Genomic DNA, 19,535 nt, shown 5'->3' on the forward strand with positions numbered 1-19,535 from the left:
ACTAATATAACAGTGCTCATAGATTGGTGGGGCTCGCGCGCCGGCTGGCGTAGGCGGCGGGCAGGCAGACGGCGCAGGGCCGGTAGCCGCAGGCTTGGGCGGTGGCTTCGTCGGCGAAGAAGACGCGGTGGGCGGTGTAGTGCCCGGCGGCGATCCAGCGGGCGGCGCTGGGGCAGTCCAGCCGCCCGTACACGCGCAGCCGCCGGTGGCCGCCCAGCGTGCCGGGATGCGGGCTGTCGTAGGGGCCGCCGGGTCCCAGCAGCCGGTAGGTCACCGGTGGGCGAGCTGGATGAGGGCGCCGTCGTCGATGAGCCAGACGCTCCCGTCGGCGGCGGCGCCCCGCAGCCCTTCGGTGGCGTGGTGTCCGGCGAGGCCGGGCAGGGCGGGGTCGGCCAGGCCGGCGAACGCGATGGTGGCGGAGGCACGCCAGATGCCGGTCTCGGCCAGGCGGCGGCCGGGCCCCGCCCACCCGGCCGCGGTGTCGGCGATCACCCAGGCGTCGGGTGCGCCGGCGGCCAGCCGGGTGGCGGGCCGCAGCCACGACGCGGCACGGGCGGGCCAGGACACCACCGCGCCGATCTCGCCCGCCCACGCCCGCTGGAACGCCTCCGCCGCCTGGCGGGCGGCGGGGGAGCGTCCGTGACCCACGTTCACCAGGTGCGCCCCGCCGGCTTCCAGCAGTCGCAGGACGGTGGCGAGCTCGGGTGTCACGCGGCGGCGCCGGGCTTGCAGTGCAGGCACGGCCGGTACCCGGCGGCCTGGGCGGCGGCCAGGGTGCGAAATCCCTGCCGGTGCCCGTCGGTGATGCGGCGGGCGTCGCTGCAGGTCGGGTAGCACACGATGCCGGTGGTGTCGCTGCCGATGAAGTGCACACCGCCCGCGGCCCACCCGGCGACCTGGTCGAGGTTGACGTTCTCGGCGCGCAGCAGCCGCTCCTTGGCCTCGGCGCCGAACACGTACTGCCCGACCGTCCCATCCGAGCGGGTGACGCGGTGGCAGGGGATCAGCAGCGGCACGGGGTTGCGGCCCAGCGCCGACCCGACCGCCCGCACCGCCTTGGGCGACCCGGCCTGCCGCGCGATCCACGCGTAGGGGCGGGTCTGCCCGCGCGGGATGGTCGCGGCGGCGCGCAGCACCGAGGCCTCAAAGTCGCTGAGGCCGCGCAGGTCCAGCCGCAGGGTCCCGAGCCTGCCGGTGCGCAGCGCGGGCAGCAGCCCGGCGGGCGGCTTGTCGGCGGGCAGCAGCGGCCGCGCGAACCGGTCGCGGAACGCGGCGGCGAACGCCTGGTCGTCCAGGCCGGCGCGCAGGTAGGCGACGCCCTGGTCGGTGAAGGCGACCTGCAGGCCCGCCAGGGCGCCTTCCATCGGGCCCTCGACGTGGACCCGGCGGGCGACGATGCGGTCCAGCAGGGTATCGGGCGCGCCCGCCGGCAGCCCTGCCAGGCCCTCGGCCAGCGGGTCGGGGAATTCAGAACGCATGGGGTGCCCCCTTGGAGTCGTGCAGCTTGCGGAGCCGGGCCAGGCCCCGGGAGATATGGGATTTGACGGTGCCCTCGGGCACGTCCAGCACGGCCGCGATCTCGGCGATCGGCAGGTCGGCGGCGTGCCGCAGCACCACGGCGGCGCGTTGGGCCTCGGGCAGCTGGGCCAGCAGGCCCGCCAGTTCCCGGCCGGTCTCGTGCCGGGCCGCGGCCGCCTCGACGCCCTCGGCGGGGTCGGCGGGGTCGGGCGCGGCCTCCAGCGGGCCGGGCGGCGGTTTGCGGGCGGCACCGCGGCGGCTGTTGCGCCACAGGTTCATCAGGATGGTCAGCAGCCACGCCCGGGGGCGCAGCTCGGCGATCCTGCCGGGTTCGTAGCCCAGCAGCGCCCGGTAGGCGCGCAGGAACGCCTCGGCGGCCAGGTCCTCGGCCTCGGCCCACCGCCCGCACAGCCGCAGCGCGGTGGAGAACACCGGCGTGCGATAGGCGTCATAGAGGACCACGAACCCGCCGTCCAGGTCGTCACCCAGCGCCGCCACCACCGCGGCCGCCACCTCGTCAACAGCCTCGGCGGGGTCGGCGGGGTCGGCGGCGCAGGTGGCCGTGTCGCCGGTCTCGGCGCCTGCCGCGGGCTCCGCCCGGTCCCGCGCGGCGCGGGCGGGGGAGTCGCGGGAGCCCGGGGTTCCGGCGGCCGGGATGAGCATGTCGTCCATTACCGTCACATCCCCTGAACCCCGCGCCGCCGCCCCCGGTTGCACCCCTGGGGTCAGCTGAGCCAGCCGGGCTTGATCATCCCCGATTCGTAGGCCAGCACCACCAGCTGCGCGCGGTCGCGGGCGCCCAGCTTGGCCAGGATCCGGCTCACGTGCGTCTTGGCCGTCGCCGGGCTCAGCACCAGCCGGGCGGCGATCTCCTCGTTCGACAGGCCCGCCGCGACCAGCTCCAGCACCTCCCGTTCCCGGTCGGTGAGCGCGTTCAGCTCCACGGCGGGCGGCGGCGCGGTGATCCGGGACGCGAACTCGGCGATCAGCCGCCGCGTCACCGTCGGCGCCAGCAGCGCGTCGCCGCGCGCCACGACCCGCACCCCGTGGATCAGCTCGGGCGGCTCGGTGTCCTTCACCAGGAACCCGCTGGCCCCGGCCTTGATCGCCCCGTACACGTAGTCGTCGAGGTCGAACGTCGTCAAGATCACCACCTTGACGGTCTCCAGCCGCGGATCCGACACGATCCGGCGGGTGGCCTCCAGGCCGTCCAGCACCGGCATCCGGATGTCCATCAGCACCACGTCGGGGCGCAGCTCACCGGCCAGCGACACCGCCCGCTCGCCGTCGCCGGCCTCGGCGACGATCTCGATGTCGGGCTCGCCCTCCAGGATCGACCGGAACCCGGCCCGCACCAAGGTCTGGTCGTCGACCAGCACCACCCGGATCATTGTCCGATCTCCTCCGTCCGTTCACCCGGATGTGGCAGCGGCAGCCGCGCCCACACCCGGAACCCACCGCCCGGGCCCGGCCCGGCGGTCATCTCACCGCCCACCGACGCGGCACGCTCGGCCATTCCCCGCAGCCCGTTGCCGCTGCCGCCGCCTCCCGCCTCACCCTGCTCGGCTGCATCGGCGGCGCCACCGGACTCCACCGAACCACCCGGCCCGCCGGCACTCCCCGCCGGGGTCGGGCCGACGCCGTCGTCGTCGATCTGAACGATCACCGCCTCGGTTGTACAACGGATCTGCACGGTGGCGGTACTCGCGGCGGCGTGTCGCACCGCGTTCGTCAGCGCCTCCTGCACGATCCGGTATCCGGCCAGGTCCACCGGCGCGGGCAGGTCCACGGCCGGCGGCGGCCCCGACAGCGTCGCCTTCAGGCCCGCAGCCGACGTCTGCTCCAGCAGCTCACCCACGCGTGACAGGGACGGCGCGGGCGCCACCGGCGGCCCGCCGTCCTGCTCGTCCACCTGCCGCAGCACGCCCAGCACCCCGCGCAGCTCCCGCAGCGTGTCCTTGGACGCCCGCTTGATCGCCTCGAGCGAGGCATAAGCCCGTTCGGGGTCGTCGCGGCGGTGCAGCGCCGCACCGGCCTGCACGTTGATCAGCGAGATCTGGTGGGCGAGCACGTCGTGCAGCTCCCGCGCGATCCGCAGCCGCTCCTCGGCGGCGCGCCGCAGCGCCTCCTGCTCGCGGGTCCGCTCGGCCTCGGCGGCCCGCTCCTCGATCGCCGCGATGTGCTGGCGCCGGTTGCGCACGTACTGCCCGAGCGCGATCACCGGCAGCAGGAAGAACGTCACCCCGGCGACCGACTCGGCGCCCGCCAGCTGCTCGGCGGTGGTGTTGCCGCCGGTGCCGCGCCACAGGTTCATCAGCACGAACCCGGCGTTGATCGCCGCCGTCGCCGCCAGCGACACGAACAGACGGCACTCCACCGCCGCGGTGTACAGGGCGATCACGAACGCCAGCCCGATCGGCCCGTCGGGGAAGCCCATCGAGTAGTACACGACCGCCGTGATGATCGTCGCCCACAGTGTGATCACCGGGTGGCGGCGGCGCACCACCAGCACCAGGCAGCACGCCGTGATCAGCAACCCGCCCGCCGGCCACATCGGCCGGTCCGAGGACCGCACGCTCAGCTCCGACATCACCAGCGTCACGGCCCACGCGCCGACCGCCAGGACCAGGTCGCCGCGCGCCGGCGTCCACCAGGTTCGCCTCACGGCCCCAACGGTAGTTCAGGAGATCGCACCCGGGCGGCCCGCCGCACCGCGCTGGACCGCCCGTGGACGCCCACTGGACCGCGATCCAGCCCCCGCCGAGCCCCTTCCGAGCCCTCGCCGAGCCCCCTTCAGGCCGCCGGACAGCGCCCCACCCTTGACTTTCGTCAGTAACGGCGCAGATCAACCGCTTGTAGCGTGACGGTGTGAACGAACGGGGACGCCCGCAGGGGCACGGGCAGCCCACGACGCGCCGCGGGCTGATCCGGGACGCGATCTTGTGGGTGCTGCTGGCCACCCCGGTGGTGATCGGAAACCTGGCGCCGCCCGAGCCGCGCCGCCCGCTGTGGTGGCTCACCCTCGCCGGGACGCTGGCGCTGGGCGCGGCGATCGCCGCCGGGCGCCGCCACCCGCTGGTGCCGCTGCTGGTGGTGACGTTCCTGCTGCCGCTGCAGGGCAACTTCGCGTTCGCGCTGCCGGTCGCCGCCTACCTGGCGGGCCGCCGCACGCCCCGCGCCCAGCCCGTCGTGTGGATCTTCACGGTGACGTTCGCGGGCGGGACGCTGCTGAACATCGCCCGCGGCATCGACGTCACCTCCTGGTTCCCGCTGACGCTGTGGTTCGTGCTGCTGGCCGTGCTGCCGTGGCTGGCGGGCCGGTACTGGCGGCAGTACCAGGAGCTGGTGCACGCCGGCTGGGAACGCGCCGAGCAGCTGGAACGCGAGCACCGCATCGTCGCCGAACGCGAACGGCTGCGCGAACGCGCCCGCATCGCCCAGGACATGCACGACTCCCTCGGCCACGAACTGGCACTGATCGCGGTCCGCGCGGGCGCGCTGCAGGTCGCACCCGATCTGCCCGAACGGCACCGCGCCGCGGCCGCCGACCTGCGCGCGGGCGCGGCCGACGCCACCGACCAGCTGCGCGGCATCATCGGCGTGCTGCGCGAGGACCACCTGACCTCGGGCGGCGGCGCCGATCGCGGGGAGGCGGCCGTACGGCCCGCACGCGAGAGCATCACCGACCTTGTGGACCGCGCCCGCGGCTCGGGCATCGACGTCACCCTCACCGCCACCGACACCGGCGAGGACGCAGAGGCGGGCGCGGAAAGCAGGGAGCAGGCGCCGATGGTGGCGCTGGCCGCGCACCGCCTGGTGCAGGAGGCCCTCACCAACGCCGCCAAGCACGCCCCCGGCGCCCCCGTCACCGTGACACTCGCCCGGCCGCATGGCCGGACCGTCGTCACCGTCACCAACACCGCGCCGCCCGGCGGGCCGCGCCCGCCGGGCCCCTCGGGCGGTCTCGGGCTGACGGGCCTCACCGAACGGGTCCGCCTCGCCGGAGGCACCCTGACGACCGGCCCGACACCGGCGGGCGGGTTCCAGGTCACCGCGGACCTGCCCGACGACCCCGCACCGCCCGCCGGTACCGGCCTGGAGGGCACCGGGCCGCCGACCGCGCGGCGGCTGGCCAGCGAACGCCGCCAGGTCCGCCGGGGCCTCATCACCGCGATCACCGTGCCCGCCGCGCTGGTGGCGTTCCTGTCGGCGATCATGCTGGGGTACTACGCGTACTCCACGCTCAACTCGGTGCTGGCCCCCGCCGACTACAACGCGCTGCGCACCGGGCAGCCCCGCGCCGACATCGAACGCGTCCTGCCGCGCAACGAGCTCCTCAACTCCGCCGACATCGCCGCCCAGTTCCCCGCGCCGCCGCCCGGCAGCGCCTGCCGGTTCTACCGTTCCGACGGCAACCTGCTGGGCGTCGGCACCGTGTACCGGCTGTGCTTCACGGCCGGCCGCCTGGCCGCCAAGGACGCCGTACGGCCCAACGCCGCCGCCGACCACCGCACACCCTGAACCCGCTGAACGCGCACCGAACGCACCGAACGCACCGAACGCACCTGAACGCAAGGAGAGGGACACACGTGATCCGGGTACTGCTCGCCGACGACGAGGCGATGATCCGCGCCGGGGTCCGCGCGATCCTGTCGGCCGACCCCGGCATCGAGGTCACCGCCGAGGCCGCCGACGGCCACGAGGCGATCGAGCTGACCCTCGCGCATCGGCCCGACGTGGTCCTGCTGGACATCCGCATGCCCCGCCTGGACGGCCTGGCCGCCGCCGCCGAACTGCGCCGCGCCGCCCCCGCCACCGCCGTGATCATGCTCACCACGTTCGGCGAGGACGAGTACATCGCCCGCGCCCTGTCCGACGGCGCCGCCGGATTCCTGCTGAAATCCGGCGACCCCCGCGAGCTCATCGCCGGCGTCCACGCGGTCGCCGGCGGCGCCGCCTACCTGTCGCCCAAGGTCGCGCACCGCCTCATCACCGAGCTGAGCGGCGGCCGCCTCTCCCACGCCGCCACCGCCCGCCGCCGCACCGGCGCCCTCACCCCCCGCGAACGGGAGGTGCTGACCCTGGTCGGCGCCGGACTGTCCAACGCCGAGATCGCCGCGCGGCTGCACGTCGTCGAGGGCACCGTGAAGGCCTACGTCTCGGCCATCCTCACCCGCCTGCAGGTCAAGAACCGCGTACAGGCCGCGATCGTCGCCTACGAGGCCGGGCTGGTCAACGCAACCGGACCCGGCGCCGCAGGTGCCGGGTGACCTCGACGGCCACCGTCACCGACAACGCCAGCCCGAGCCCGACCGCCACGCCCTTCAGCGGGTCGTTCTCGAACGCCATCCCGCCCGCGTAACCCAGCACCACCCCGTACAGCGCCCAGCTGACCGCCGCGACGCCCGCGAAGAACGCGAACGGCCGCGCCCGGTACCCGACCGCGCCCATCGCCATCGTCACCGCCGTACGGCCGCCCGGCACGTACCGCGCCACCACCAGGATCAGCCCGCCGCGCTCGGCCAGCACCGCCGACGCCCACGCCAGCGCACGGGCCCGCCGCGTGCCCGGCCGCATCCGCGCCAGCCTGCCGCGCGACCGGCGCCCCACCAGGTACGACACGTGATCCCCGGCGAACGCGCCCAGCGCCGCCAAGGCCACCACCGGCGCGACCCGCAGCTCACCCGACGCCGCGTACACCCCCGCAGTGATCACCATGCTCTCGCTCGGCACCACCGGGAAGAACCCGTCCAGCATCGCCACCGCGAACAACGCCGCGTAAAACCACGGCGACGACACCGCCGTGTGCACCACATCCATGATCGCGTCCATGCGGGAAACGCTAGAAACCGCAGGCAGGCGCGCACATCGCACCAACGGCGCCCGCCACCCCCGACCATCGGCAGGTCCCGCGTCCGTCCTGCGAACGATGTACGGCCGGTTCGTCACGCCGGAGGACGATCCGGGCACCGCTCCGGCCGCATCCTGGAACCACCACCACACCGACCGGGAGCACACGATGCACCGCACGTCACAGGCCCAGACCCAGGCCCAGCCGCACACCGATCAGGCGATCGTCCGCGCCTCCGACACCGACCGCGACATCGCCATCGAGACCCTGCGCGACGCCCTGGCCGAAGGCGCGCTGGACACCGCCGAACACGACCGGCGCCTCCAGCAGGCCATGACGGCCACCACCATGGGCGACCTGGCCGCCCTCACCGCCGACCTGCCGGTCTCCCGCGCCTCCCTCACCAAGCGCGAGGCGCAGCGCCGCGACGCCGACAAGCGCGAGTGGTTCAACGAATGGGGCCACTGGGCGGGCGGCGCCGTGATCATGACGGCGATCGGGGGGTTCACCAGCGTCCAGGCGGGCGAGCTGAAGTACTTCTGGCCGATGGTGCCGCTGGGCATCTGGGCGGCGATCCTCATCTCCTACGCCATCTGGCCCGGCAAGGACGACCGCCACGGCCTGCCCACCCACCGCCACCACTGAGGCCGGTCCGCGTTCACGGGAAACCGGCTCGAGGGAAACCGGTTCGCGTCGCCGCCCCGTCGTGCAGCAGACTGGGCCGACTGTGAGCAACCTGCACATCTTCGACATGGACGGCACGCTGCTGGCCGGGTCCACCGCCAACCTCGAGGTCGCCCGCCGCCTGGGCACCCTGCCCGAACTGCACGCCCTGGAGGCACGGTTCTCCGCAGGCGAGCTGGACACCCGGGGGTTCTCCGCCGCCATCCACGGCCTGTGGCGCACGCTCACCCCCGCCGACGTCGCCGCCGCCTACGCCGCCGGGCCGTGGCTGACCGGCATCGCCGACGTCTGCGCCGACATCCGCCGCCGCGGCGAGCACTCGGCCGTCATCACCATGTCACCGGACTTCTTCGCCCACCACCTGCTGGAACTGGGCTTCGACGACGTCGTCGCCTCCCGCTTCCCGCCGCTGCCGTTCACCGCGCCGCTGGACCCGGCCGGGATCCTCACGCCCGCCGACAAGGTCACCATCGCCGACCGGCTGCGCGCCCGCCACGGCCTGGACCCCGGCCGCTGCGTCGCCTACGGCGACTCGATGTCGGACGCGCCGCTGTTCCGCCACCTGCGCAACACCGTCGCCGTCAACGCCGACCACCACCTCACCGAGATCGCCGCCCTGCACTACAGCGGCCGCGACCTCACCGCCGCCTACGCCCTGGGCCGCGGCCTGCTCACCACCCCCAACTGACCCTCCGGGGGCGGCTCGACGCCGCCGGGGGTACCGAAACCCGCAAACATCCGTCGCGATCCGCATCACCGCGCCTACCGTGGGTGACATGCCCCGCCCCCTGCGCTTCACCGGCTCGAGCTCGCGCGGCCCGGCCCGTTCCACCGCGGCGCTCACCCTGCTCACCGTGACCGGCGCGACCGCCGTGTGGGCGGTCGTGCAGGTCGCCGAGCACGCACCGCGGCCCGGCCACGGCGACCTGTCACCGACCTCGGTCACCAGCAGCGCCGCCCCCGACCGTCCGGCGTCCCGGCGGGCCCCCGCGCCGCCGGGAGCCTCGACCGTGGGCCCCGCGACGACCGGCGCCGCCGACCCGGCCCTGCCCGGCACCTCCGGGGTGGGCGTGCCCGGCACCTCAGGCGTGGGCGCGCCTGGCACCGGAACGGCCTGGCCCGGCCATCCGATGCCTCACCACCCCGCCCCTGGCACGCACGCCCCCGCGCACGCGCCGTCCCACAAGCCCGCCGGGGGAGCGCACTCCGGAAAGGGTCAGCAGGGCGGCCAGGGCCAGTCCGGGCAATCGGCGGCGTGGATCCGCGCCGAATGCGCGCGCCGCTTCCCCGGCGGCCCGCGCCGCAGCGCCTGCGTCACCTACCTGCAGCAGGCCATGGGCCGCTGACCAGCTGCGCCCGCGCGGACCGGCGCGCTCTCGTGGACCGGCGCGCTCTCGTGGACGGCCTACCAGGGGCTGGCGCCGTCGCGGTCGAAGTAACCGCCGGTCGGGCCGTCAGGGCCGACCAGCGCCAACCGCACGATCATCTCGGCGCCCTCCTGCACGGTCTGCAGCCCTGTGTTGCCGTTCAGGTCGGTCTTGGTGAAGCCGGGCTCCACCGAGTTGACGCGCATGGCGGGGAACGCCTTGGCGTACTGCACGGTCAGCATGTTGAGGGCGGTCTTGGACGCCGGATAGGCCACGCCCGGGTAGGCGTGGTGCGGCGTGCCGGGGGTGCCGGCGCGGGTGAGGGAGGCCAGGCCGCTGCTGACGTTCACCACGACCGGCGCCTGCGAACGCTGCAGCAGCGGCAGGAAGGCGTGCAGCACCCGCACCGGCCCGTACACGTTGGTCTCGAACGTGCGCCGCATCATTTCGGCGGTCAGCCCCTCGGCGCCGATCACGGTGCCGTCGTCGTTCATCTCGTTCTGGATGCCCGCGTTGTTGACCAGCACGTCCAGCCCGCCGCCGGCTTCGATGGCCTCGGCGGCGGCCTGTACGGAGGCGTCGTCGGTGACGTCGAGCTGCACGGCCCGCGCCCCGATCCGCTCGGCCGCGGCGCGCCCGCGTGCGGCGTCGCGGCTCCCGACGTAGACGGTGTGGCCCTCGGCCACCAGCTGCCGCGCCGTCTCGAGCCCCAGGCCCTTGTTCGCTCCAGTGATCAATGTCGTCGTCATGTCAGCAACGCTAGGATTTAGAGCGCGCTCTAAGTCAAGCGGCCTTCCGCCACCGATCTTCAGCGCCCGGGGGAGTAGCGGCCGACCACCCTGCGCCCGCTCCCTACGACTCCTCGCCGGAGTGGTCCAGCAGGGGGTGGATCCGCATGGCCGCCTCGAGCTCCCCCGGCAACTCGTCGCGGTAACGCCCCAGCGTGGACAGGTCCGAGTGACCCAGTACGCGCCGCACCGCGTCCATGTCGGTCGCCGCCGCGAGCAGATGCGTCGCGGTGGTGTGCCGCAGCCCGTGCGGCGTCACGCCACGGCGGCTGCCGGGGTCGACGCGTTCCCGCACCCGGTCGATCACCGCCTGAACGTCGCCGCGCGCCAGCCGCCGCCCCCGCCACGACAGCAGCAGCGCCCTGCCCTCCACGCCCCGGTCCAGCCGCGGGCGGCCGCCCGCCAGGTAGGCGTCCAGCACCGCGGCGACCGGATGGGGGAGAGGAACGTCCCTGGTCCGCCCTCCCTTCCCGAAGATCCGCCAGTAGCGGGTGCCGGCGTTGACGAAGAAGTCCTCGGCGTCGGCGCGCGTCAGCTCCGACACCCGCGGCCCGACCGCCGCCAGCAGCAGCACGATCAGCGCGTCGCGCAGCTCGGTCCGCTGATCGGAGCGCCTGCCCGGCTCGGCGTCGGGCTGTTCGGCGAGCCGCCGCGCCGCGCCCATCAGCCCGGTGGCCTGCTCGGCCGTCAAAGCCCGCCGCTCGGCGCGCAGCCCGCCCCGCTCCCTGGCCCGTACGGTCGCGGCCTGCATCGGGTCCAGGTGCACCCATCCCGACAGCGCGGCGTGCTTGAAGAACGCCGACACCGACCTGCGGAACCGCGCCTGGGAGGCGGCGCTCTGCAGGGGAGCGGCGCCGGGGGAGCGGGCGTCCCCCGCCCGACCGGCGGCGCGGCGGCCGTCGGGTTTGCGGGCGAACCGCAGCAGCACCTCGTCGACGTCGCCGCCGGTCAGGTCGTCCAGGATCCGCTGCGGACCGGCCAGGGAAGCGAAGGTCTGCACGTCCCGGACGTAGACCTCGGCGGTGCCGGGCGCCAGCCCGCCGGTGTCGGCCCGCGCCCGGACCATCTCGGCGTACAGGTCGGCGGTCTCGGCGACGGTGAGCCGCTGAACATCGGTGGGACGCACACCGCCGGACGCTACCGCCCGCCACCGACAGAACCCGAGAACGGACACCAGATGCAAAACCAGACAGAACCCCCATTCTGTCCGGTGTGGCGAATCCGCCGTTCTTCGCGGCGGGAATGCCCGCGAAACCGGTGCGTTCGCACCTATCGCCAGGTGAAATGATCCAGGGGACACCGGGCGGAGACGGGAGGGGCGGCCGTGCTGGACGAGGGACTGTTCGAACACGTCGGCGAGGTCGTCAGGGGATCGGCGCCACGCGATCTGGGCGAGCTGCGCGTCATGGTGCGCCGCAACGGCGTCAAGGCCTGGTTCGGCGACGCCGCGCCGCACCGCGAGCACTACGAGGCGCAGGTCATCGGCGCCGACATCCTCAGCCAGGCACGCACGCACGCCCTGGAGATCGGTTTCCACGCCGAGCACTCCAAGGCCGCCGACAACGACGCGGCGCTGCAGCCGCTCATCGCCGGTGAACCGGCATGGCGCGCCGAGCTCGGGCCCAGCGCCGAGGCTGGCGCGTTCATCGGCCCGGCCAACTGGCGCCGCGTCTCGGAGATCTGGCTCGATCCCGACCTGGACGACGCCGACATCGCGTTCGAGATCGGCGTGCGGCTCGTGGAATACATGACCGCGCTCGAGCCGCACCGCCGCGGCAGCAGCAGCACGCCCTGAGCTCCCGAGCCCCTGACCCACGGCCCACGGGCCCACCAGGCACCGCCGGCCCGGCGCGTCCCGACACGCCTCGCGCCGCCATTTCCGGCCGCCGAAAACCCCGCTCCAACCTCGACATACACTGCTAATTCGGCATACATCAGCACCATTAAGAAATGCTGATCTCGCAATTGCGGGCACACGGAACCGCTCTATAAGGTAGGCATCGGGGCTCGGGAAATTAAAACCTCCACCAGGGGAGTCCTGTGCCGGACAACGCGGGAAAAGAAAACATCCGAACCGTCGTCAACAGGCGCTATAGAGAACTTGTCCGAATGGCCTATCTTGTGCTTCCGGATGATCTCGCCAAACACGACCGGCTCATCCACGCGCACTGGATCGTCAACCAGAGCCTGCCGCGCGGCCCCCGCCGCCCGCGAGCCGACCTGTACGAGAAACTGCGCCACCAGGTGCTCCGCAAGGCGATGCGGCCCGCCCACACCGGCCGCGCACGCCTGGGCCCCTGGCTGCGGCTCCAGCCCGCCACCAGCACCGACGACGACCTCGCCCTCACCACCGAACTCGGCAGGCTGACCGCCGAGGAACGCGCCGCCTACGTGCTGCTGCACCTGGAATCCATGCCCGCTGACGACGCCGCCGGCCTGCTCGCCGACCTCGGCGTCCCCGACCCGGCCGCCGCGCTGCGCGGCGCCGCCGCCATCGACGAGCACCTGCCGCCGCTGGACCAGGACGCGCTGCTGGCCCGCCCGCCGATGGACCCCACCATCACCCGCCTGTACGGGCACCGCACCCACCCGGCGATGTCGCGCCCCACCCTGGCGATGTTCGCCGCGGCCACCGCCGCCGTCGCCGCGGCGGCCGCGCTCACCTTCGCGTTCGGGCATCCCTGGGCCAGCGCCGGCGACAACGGCCCCGCCGCGCACGCCGCCGGCGGCCGCCCCGACCACCTGACCCGCACCAGGCCCGGCGAATGGGAGCGCACCACCCGCCTGGACCTGGACACCTGGCCGGCCCGCGGCGACCTCACCGGCGACGACGCCTTCACCTCCGGCGCGCTGGCCGCCTGGAACGCCGCCTCCACCCGCGACCGCGACATCACCCGCGACCACGCCGACCCCGGCCCGCCCGACGCCGCACCGCAACTCCTGTACGCCGGCCACGCGGGTTCGGCGCGAGTGGCGCTGCTGCACGACTCCTCGCGCGTCGCCCGCTACACCGAGGACCGGGGGACCACCGCCCTGGAACTGTTCCCCGAAGGCCGCCTGCTGCCCGGCGGCGCCAGCCCGCTGCGCCTGGCACCCGGGAAACTCTTGATGCCGCCGTGGGTGACGGCGGTGAAGTCGGCGGCGCTGGACGGCGGCCGCGCCCACTGGCAGCCGGTGAACGTGGCGGGTGGTGTCGCGTCGGTCCCGGCGGTGCCCGTCTCGAGCGGCTGCGCCCGCGGCCCGGTCCTGGAACTGCAGCAGCCCACCATCGCCCACGGCCGCCCCTACACGATCATCGACCTGGGCGGGCTGCAGTCGGCGAACCTGCTGTACGAGCCACCACCACCCGCACCGGTACGGCGCCTGGGGCCGCACCAGGTCGACTCGGCGCCCGAGGCGGTCCCGTGGGGGTTCCAGCTGTGGGGCAAGCTGGCGTGCAGGCCCGCGGGCCCCGCCGCCGTCACCGGGCACGGCCCTGGCAGCGTCGAGATGGCGATGGCGTGGGAGTTCTGGGCGGGGAACCTGCCCGACGGCGGCGGCCGCGGCCACTGGGTCTGCACCCGCTACGGTCTCGGCGACGGCGGCAGCCGCACCTACGCGACGCTGCTGGACGACCGCGGCGCGACCCTCACCGGGCAGCGCAGCGGCACGTGGGACTGCAGCCGCCTGCAGCGCGACGTGGTCAGCGGCACCTGGTGGAAGTCACCGAAGGGACGCTGGTACTACCTGGCCGCCGCCAGCCGCCGCGTGGTGATCCTGGCCGCCGACGGCCCGTTCTCCCACCCGGCGGTGAAGAAGGGCTTCCTGGTCGCCCAGGGCCCTAAGGGCGGTCAGCAGCCGCCCGGCAAGGTGAGCCTGCAGGCCGAGAACTACGACCACCACCCCATGCCGATCTTCCAACGCTGAACCCCCGCCCCGCTGAGAGTCAGTCGCGGAAGGCGGCCCGCGCGGCCTGCACGAACGAGCGGATCAGCGGGGTGTCGTCGCGGGCCGCCACCACCACCGGGCTCGGCGGCATGTCGGCCAGCGGCACCACCGCCAGCCCCTCGGGCGGCTCGTGCCCGAGGGGGCCGATTCCGACGGTCCCGTTCCACAGCACGGCGTGCAGGCACTCCTGCACGACCCGCACCACCGGGCCGTGGCGGGGCTCGCCGCCGTGCCAGTACGACTGCCAGAGCGGCTCGGTGCCCTCGGGGAAGCGGAACCATTCCCGGCCCGCCAGGTCGGCGAGTTTCACCTGGTCGCGTTCCGCCAGCGGATCGCCCGCGCGCAGCACCGCACCGACCGGGTCGGCCCGCAGCTCATGCACGCGCAGGCCGGTCTGGTCGAACGGGCCGCGGGTGAGGGCGACGTCGACGAGCCCGGCGCGCAGCCCGCAGGTGGGGTCGGTGAGGTCGGTGTCGCGGACCAGCACCTCCACGTCGGGGTGCCGCTCACGGTAGGCGGCGGCCAGGCGCCGCGCGCCCGGGTCGGTGCCATCTCCCAGAATCCCCACGGTGATGGTTCCGGCTCCGGCGGCCGCCGCGACCCGTACCCGCGCCCGGTCGGCCTGGTCCAGGAGCACCCGCGCCTCCTCCAGCAGCACCATCCCCGGCTGGGTGAGCGCCACCCCGGACGGGGAACGCCGGAACAGGACGGCACCGACGTCGGTCTCGAGCTGTTTGATGGCGCGGCTGAGCGGCGGCTGGCTCATGTGGAGCCGCGCGGCGGCCCTGCCGAAATGGAGTTCCTCGGCGACGGCGACGAAATACCGCAGCGTGCGCAGCTCCATAAACGGCCACGATACCCGCGCGGTATCACCCCCACCTAAACGGTCCTGGACAGCGGTGACGCGCAGGCGGTGGACTCGTGGACATGACCGCCGACAATGACGTGCCGGTATCGGTGGTGGGCCCGGGGGACGGGGAGACCATCACGCTCGGCACCACGACGTTCCGTGTCCTGGAGGACGGCAGCAACACCGGACATCGGCTGGGGATCGCCGAGTCGGTCCTGGCGCCGCACACGCCGGGGCCTCCGCAGCACCGGCACGCGCAGCACGACGAGGGGTTCTACGTCATCTCCGGGATGGTGCGCTTCACCGTGGGCCGTGACAGCCATGACGCGGTCGCGGGGACGCTGGTCATGGTTCCGCCAGGTGCGCCGCACACTTTCGAAAACCCCACCGATGAGCCCGCCGTGATGCTCAGCACGTTCACACCCGACCTGTACGTTCAGTATTTCCGTGATCTGGAGAAAATGTTCTCCGGGGGAGAGCCGCCATCTCCAGAAGCCCACATAAAGGCGATGGGCCGTTATGCCACGACTCCCGCCACCGAATTCCACTAAAAGGGAACCATTTAAATGCACGTCGCCTATTGGATCTTCGCCGATCTGCTCGCCGCGTTCTACCTGTACGCGGGCTTCATCAAGATCGTTCGTTCGCGTGAGCGGCTCGAGCCGATGATGCAGTGGGTGGACACCACGCCGATGCCGGCCGTCCGGGCGATCGGCGTGGTCGAGGTGCTCGGCGCCCTGGGGCTGATCCTGCCGCCACTGACGGGAATCGCGTCCTGGCTGGCGTTCGCCGCGGCGACGGGATTCGTTCTGCTGCAGCTCGGCGCGACCCGCGTTCACCTCAGGCGCGGCGACCGCCAGATCGTTCTCAACATCGTGCTCATCCTCGCCGCCGCCGTCACGGCGTGGCTCGCGACGACCTGGCTGTGACACGACGAGCCGTGACACGACGGCGCACGACCATGGAAACCCTGGGATCAGCCCCTCTTCCGAGAGGCTCTCCCCTTGGTCGATAATGTACATTATGTTAAGTAGAGCTGGTCGAGGGCCCCGGAGCTGCGATGTCGTGATCACGCTCCCCCGGTTGTGGTGACCCGCTGGTGCAGGACCTGCAGTACGACGCGGCCGGCAGCGGGCGCCCGTGAACCGGGAGGCGGCCCGGCGCGGGCGCGGCGTAGAGTGCGGGGCATGACGTGGCGACATTGATCCTTACCTGAGTCGAGGCTGGCGCGCCGCCTGTACGCGTGCGCGTTCTTTGAGGACTTCGTCCTGCTGTACCCGGTGTACGCGCTGCTGTTCGCCGACGCCGGGCTGTCGACCGCGCAGATCTCCTCGCTTTTCGTCATCTGGTCGCTGACGGGCCTGGCGCTGGAGGTGCCGTCGGGTGTGTGGGCGGACGCGTTCTCCCGGCGGCTGCTGCTGGTGGCCTCTCCCCTGCTGACCGGCGCGGGTTTCGCGCTGTGGACGTGGCTGCCGTCGTATCCGGCGTTCGCGGCGGGGTTCGTGCTGTGGGGGCTGGCGACGGCGCTGCGGTCGGGGACGTTGCAGGCGCTGGTGTACGAGGAGCTGCAGCGGATCGGCACCGCGTCCTGTTATGCGCGGCTGATCGGGCGGGCGCAGGCGATCGGCGTCACCGCGATCATGGTGGCGAACGCGGCGGCCGCGCCGGTCATGGGCGTGGGCGGTTACCGGGCGCTGGGCTCGGCGAGCGTCGCGACGTGCGTGGTGTGCGCGGCGATCGCCTGGACGCTGCCCGAGAGCCGTGAACGGGGTCGCGAGCGCGGCGGCGAACCGGACGGCGGCGACGACACTGAGGACGTCGGGGATGGGTCGTCGATGGCGGCGGTGTGGCGCGACGGGTGGGCTCATGTGCGGACCGCGCCGGGTGTGCGGGGCGGTGTGGTTTTGCTGATGGTGGTGATGGGCTGCAGCGCGGTCGATGAGTACGTGCCGGTGCTGGCGCGGTCGACGGGGGTGGCGGTGGCGGCGGTTCCGCTGCTGGTGCTGGTGGTCAGCGCCGGTGAGACGGCGGGCGGGTGGCTGGCGGGCCGGGACACGGCGTGGCTGAATCCGGCGCTGGCGGTGGCGGGTGTGTGCCTGGCGGTGGGCGCGCTGTGGGGGCGGCCTGCGGGGATGGTGCTGGTGGCGGTGGCGTTCGGGGTGACGCAGTGGGCGATCGTGGCGGCGGAGACGCGGCTGCAGGAACGCATCGCCGACCGGTCGCGGGCGACGGTGATGTCGCTGGCGGGCCTGGGTTCTGAGGTGATGGCGGTGCTGGCCTACGCGGGGTACGGGCTGGGGTCTGCGTGGGCGGGGCCGGGTGTCCTGTTCGCGGTGGCGGCTCTCCCCTATCTGGTGGTGGCCGTCGTGCGGCGCGTACATCCCGAGATGTAGGCGCCGCGGGGGCCGTGGGCCGTCAGATGCACGGCAGGTGCCCGCTGGAGCCGGATTCGCGGGGCGGGGCTGGTTGGTCATGCTCTGGAGCCGTGGACGAATCGGCCGAGGAGGGTACGGGATGGACGCGCTGATGCTGGCGCGGGTGCAGTTCGCGGTGACGGCGGGGTCGCATTTCCTGTTCGTGGCGCTGACGCTGGGCCTGGCGACGCTGGTGGCGGTGATGCAGACGCGCGCGACGCTGACCCGCAGCGCCGTGCACGAGCGGATGGTGCGGTTCTGGGGACAGCTGTATGTGATCAATTATGCGGTCGGGATCGTGACGGGCCTGGTCATGGAGTTCCAGCTCGGGTTGAACTGGAGCGGGATGACCAAGGTGACCGGCGGGGTGTTCGGGGCGCCGCTGGCGATGGAGACGGTCGTGGCGTTCTTCGTCGAGGCCACCTTCCTCGGTTTGTGGATCTTCGGGTGGGGTCGGTTGAACCGGTGGCTGCATCTGGCGCTGATCTGGGTCGTGACGTTGACGGCGTATCTGTCGGCGTTCTTCGTGCTGGTCGCCAACGGCTGGCTGCAGCGCCCGGTCGGCTACGAGATGGTGAACGGGACGGCGCGCCTGACCGATCTGGGTGCGGTTTTGAGCAACCCGACGGGGGTGCTGGCGTTCTTCCATGTGCTGTTCGGCGGGTTGCTGACGGCGGGGTTCTTCATGGCGGGCGTGAGCGCGTATCACCTGTTCCGCCGGACGGCGGAGACCGAGTTCTTCCGCCGGTCGATGCGGATCGGGCTGGTCACGGTGATCGCCGCGGTGATCCCGGTGGTGATCTTCGGTGGGACGCAGTTCCAGTACGTGCAGCCGACCAAGTCGGCGGGCAGTGACAAGGGTTTGGCGGCGCAGGCCGACTTCGTGGCGCGGTTCGGGCCGGGCGACTACATGGCGCCGCAGCAGGCGCAGCTCGGCGAGACCATCATGATCTTCGGGTGGTCGCTGATGGTCCTGGTGGCGCTGGTCGCGCTGGTGAAGCTGCCGTTCGGGCGGTGGCTGGTCCGCGGCCGGATCTTCCACACGCTGATGATCGTCGCGGTGCCGCTCCCCTACCTCTCGATGATCGCCGGGTGGGTGTTCCGTGAGGTGGGGCGCCAGCCGTGGATGGTGTACGGGGTGCTGAAGACCAGGGACGCGGTGTCCGACGTCGACCCTGGGCTGATCACGGTGTCGTTCGTGGCGTTCACGGGACTGTTCGCGGTGCTGATCGCGGTGAACGTGTGGCTGCTGGCGCGGTTCGCGCGCAAGGGCCCCGAGGCGGCGCGGCTGGGTGCTGCTCCCCCGCCGGTGCCGTCCGAGCCGACGCTGACGCCGACGTTCTGACGCGGGCGCACACGTTCTAGACCGAGAGACCGCAGGAGCTGAGTGATGGAACTTTTGGCCGTGGTGATGCTGGCGGTGTTCGCCGGCGGGTATCTGGTGCTGGCCGGCGCCGACATCGGCATGGGCATGCTGCTGCCGGTGCTGGGCAAGTCGCAGGACGAGCGGCGCCTGGTGATCGCCGGGATCGCGCCGTTCTTCCTGGGCAACGAGGTGTGGCTGGTGTCGACGGCGGGGATCGTCGCGGGCGCCTTCCCGGGCCTGGAGCATGATCTGCTGACCGGGCTGTTCCCGTTGTTCGTGGTGCTGCTGACCGGCTGGGTGGTGCGCGACATGGGGTTGTGGCTGCGCGGCCGGGTCGATGCGGCGGCGTGGCGGTCGCTGTGCGACGGGCTGATCGTCGCGGGAAGCTGGGCGCTGGGACTGTCGTGGGGCGGCGTGCTGGGGTCGATCCTGTTCGGCGGCGGTATGAACGCCGGTTCGGCCGTGGGGATGGTCCTGGCGGCGCTGTTCGCCGCGCATGGCGCGGGTCTGGCGCGGTGGCGGCTCACCGGTGTGCTGGTGGAGCGGGCGCGGCGGATCCCCTCCAGCTATCCGGTGACGGGTGTGGCGCTGGTGGCGGTGATGGTCGCCGCCGGTGCGCGGCTGTCGCTGTCGGACGCGGCCTCGACCGGCACGGCGTTGTCGGCGACGGCGGTTTTGACGGCGGTGATGCTGCCGCTGCTGGTCGCCTCGCAGGCGCTGGTGTGGTGGACGTTCCGTGACCGTGTCGTGTCCCCCACCTACCTGTAGGA

General features: G+C 73.1%; 22 protein-coding genes. 12 read left to right on the forward strand and 10 right to left on the reverse strand.

The annotated features are described in order from the left end of the window. Positions 1 to 16: 16 nt before the first annotated feature. From J4573_RS47015 to J4573_RS47040, 6 genes are read right to left on the reverse strand one after another with little or no spacing between them, the layout of a single operon-like run. Complete coding sequence (locus tag J4573_RS47015; protein WP_208262937.1) at positions 17 to 274, reverse strand: Ada metal-binding domain-containing protein; 258 nt, start codon at positions 272 to 274, stop codon at positions 17 to 19. After that, entirely contained in the window at positions 271 to 741 is a 471-nt protein-coding gene (locus J4573_RS47020) for a hypothetical protein (protein WP_208262938.1), read from the reverse strand. Before J4573_RS47020 ends, J4573_RS47015 begins: the two co-directional genes overlap by 4 nt. Beyond that, complete coding sequence (locus tag J4573_RS47025; RefSeq protein WP_208262939.1) at positions 708 to 1,478, reverse strand: methylated-DNA--[protein]-cysteine S-methyltransferase; 771 nt, start codon at positions 1,476 to 1,478, stop codon at positions 708 to 710. Before J4573_RS47025 ends, J4573_RS47020 begins: the two co-directional genes overlap by 34 nt. Beyond that, positions 1,468 to 2,190: an RNA polymerase sigma factor gene (locus J4573_RS47030; RefSeq protein ID WP_243774715.1), complete on the reverse strand. Its 723-nt coding sequence runs from the start codon at positions 2,188 to 2,190 to the stop codon at positions 1,468 to 1,470. Before J4573_RS47030 ends, J4573_RS47025 begins: the two co-directional genes overlap by 11 nt. 53 nt (positions 2,191 to 2,243) lie before the next feature. Next, a complete protein-coding gene (locus J4573_RS47035; RefSeq protein WP_208262940.1) occupies positions 2,244 to 2,909 on the reverse strand; it encodes a response regulator in 666 nt (221 codons plus the stop codon). Next, positions 2,906 to 4,183 (reverse strand): sensor histidine kinase, encoded by a 1,278-nt coding sequence (locus tag J4573_RS47040; RefSeq protein WP_307797487.1) that lies wholly within the window; start codon positions 4,181 to 4,183, stop codon positions 2,906 to 2,908. Before J4573_RS47040 ends, J4573_RS47035 begins: the two co-directional genes overlap by 4 nt. A gap of 203 nt (positions 4,184 to 4,386) precedes the next feature. On the opposite strand from J4573_RS47040, the gene J4573_RS47045 reads away from it, so the two are divergent. Both J4573_RS47045 and J4573_RS47050 read left to right on the forward strand, forming a co-directional pair. After that, positions 4,387 to 6,039: a sensor histidine kinase gene (locus J4573_RS47045; protein ID WP_208262941.1), complete on the forward strand. Its 1,653-nt coding sequence runs from the start codon at positions 4,387 to 4,389 to the stop codon at positions 6,037 to 6,039. A gap of 68 nt (positions 6,040 to 6,107) precedes the next feature. Continuing rightward, entirely contained in the window at positions 6,108 to 6,788 is a 681-nt protein-coding gene (locus J4573_RS47050) for a response regulator (protein ID WP_208262942.1), read from the forward strand. Here J4573_RS47050 and J4573_RS47055 read toward each other — a convergent pair. Further along, positions 6,751 to 7,350 carry a DedA family protein gene (locus J4573_RS47055; RefSeq protein WP_243774716.1) on the reverse strand — a complete coding sequence of 200 codons (600 nt, stop codon included), beginning with the start codon at positions 7,348 to 7,350 and terminating at the stop codon, positions 6,751 to 6,753. The two genes, J4573_RS47050 and J4573_RS47055, sit on opposite strands and share 38 nt — an antisense overlap. On the opposite strand from J4573_RS47055, the gene J4573_RS47060 reads away from it, so the two are divergent. The 3 genes from J4573_RS47060 (at position 7,349) to J4573_RS47070 (ending at position 9,399) form a co-directional block, all read left to right on the forward strand. Then, positions 7,349 to 8,014, forward strand: coding sequence for a DUF1707 SHOCT-like domain-containing protein (locus J4573_RS47060; protein WP_243774717.1), 666 nt, complete (start codon positions 7,349 to 7,351; stop codon positions 8,012 to 8,014). The two genes, J4573_RS47055 and J4573_RS47060, sit on opposite strands and share 2 nt — an antisense overlap. A gap of 82 nt (positions 8,015 to 8,096) precedes the next feature. Then, the gene (locus J4573_RS47065; protein ID WP_208262943.1) at positions 8,097 to 8,741 is read left to right on the forward strand and encodes an HAD family hydrolase; all 645 of its coding nucleotides are present in this window, start codon (positions 8,097 to 8,099) and stop codon (positions 8,739 to 8,741) included. A gap of 88 nt (positions 8,742 to 8,829) precedes the next feature. Beyond that, on the forward strand, positions 8,830 to 9,399 hold the full coding sequence (locus J4573_RS47070) for a hypothetical protein (protein ID WP_208262944.1): 570 nt from the start codon (positions 8,830 to 8,832) through the stop codon (positions 9,397 to 9,399). A 59-nt stretch (positions 9,400 to 9,458) separates the two neighbouring features. Here the strand turns inward: J4573_RS47070 and J4573_RS47075 are convergent, their stop codons facing one another. After that, entirely contained in the window at positions 9,459 to 10,169 is a 711-nt protein-coding gene (locus J4573_RS47075) for an SDR family NAD(P)-dependent oxidoreductase (protein ID WP_208262945.1), read from the reverse strand. Between the two features lie 103 nt (positions 10,170 to 10,272). After that, positions 10,273 to 11,334: a tyrosine-type recombinase/integrase gene (locus J4573_RS47080; RefSeq protein WP_208262946.1), complete on the reverse strand. Its 1,062-nt coding sequence runs from the start codon at positions 11,332 to 11,334 to the stop codon at positions 10,273 to 10,275. 198 nt (positions 11,335 to 11,532) lie between these two features. Here J4573_RS47080 and J4573_RS47085 point away from each other — a divergent pair, with 198 nt between their 5' ends. Next, a complete protein-coding gene (locus J4573_RS47085; protein WP_208262947.1) occupies positions 11,533 to 12,003 on the forward strand; it encodes a hypothetical protein in 471 nt (156 codons plus the stop codon). Between the two features lie 314 nt (positions 12,004 to 12,317). Then, positions 12,318 to 14,114, forward strand: a complete 1,797-nt coding sequence (locus tag J4573_RS47090; RefSeq protein WP_208262948.1) for a hypothetical protein — start codon at positions 12,318 to 12,320, stop codon at positions 14,112 to 14,114. A 19-nt stretch (positions 14,115 to 14,133) separates the two neighbouring features. Here the strand turns inward: J4573_RS47090 and J4573_RS47095 are convergent, their stop codons facing one another. Beyond that, entirely contained in the window at positions 14,134 to 14,979 is an 846-nt protein-coding gene (locus tag J4573_RS47095) for a LysR family transcriptional regulator (protein WP_208262949.1), read from the reverse strand. Positions 14,980 to 15,062: 83 nt separating this feature from the next. Here J4573_RS47095 and J4573_RS47100 point away from each other — a divergent pair, with 83 nt between their 5' ends. From J4573_RS47100 to J4573_RS47120, 5 genes are all read left to right on the forward strand, one after another. Next, positions 15,063 to 15,536 (forward strand): cupin domain-containing protein, encoded by a 474-nt coding sequence (locus tag J4573_RS47100; RefSeq protein WP_208262989.1) that lies wholly within the window; start codon positions 15,063 to 15,065, stop codon positions 15,534 to 15,536. A 15-nt stretch (positions 15,537 to 15,551) separates the two neighbouring features. Continuing rightward, the gene (locus J4573_RS47105) at positions 15,552 to 15,914 is read left to right on the forward strand and encodes a DoxX family protein (protein ID WP_208262950.1); all 363 of its coding nucleotides are present in this window, start codon (positions 15,552 to 15,554) and stop codon (positions 15,912 to 15,914) included. A gap of 306 nt (positions 15,915 to 16,220) precedes the next feature. After that, a complete protein-coding gene (locus tag J4573_RS47110; RefSeq protein WP_307797493.1) occupies positions 16,221 to 17,378 on the forward strand; it encodes an MFS transporter in 1,158 nt (385 codons plus the stop codon). 121 nt (positions 17,379 to 17,499) lie between these two features. Continuing rightward, positions 17,500 to 18,744, forward strand: coding sequence for a cytochrome ubiquinol oxidase subunit I (locus J4573_RS47115; protein WP_208262951.1), 1,245 nt, complete (start codon positions 17,500 to 17,502; stop codon positions 18,742 to 18,744). A gap of 45 nt (positions 18,745 to 18,789) precedes the next feature. Beyond that, complete coding sequence (locus J4573_RS47120) at positions 18,790 to 19,533, forward strand: cytochrome d ubiquinol oxidase subunit II (RefSeq protein WP_243774718.1); 744 nt, start codon at positions 18,790 to 18,792, stop codon at positions 19,531 to 19,533. Positions 19,534 to 19,535: the final 2 nt, after the last annotated feature.

Source organism: Actinomadura barringtoniae, assembly GCF_017573505.1.
Lineage (GTDB): Bacteria > Actinomycetota > Actinomycetes > Streptosporangiales > Streptosporangiaceae > Spirillospora > Spirillospora barringtoniae.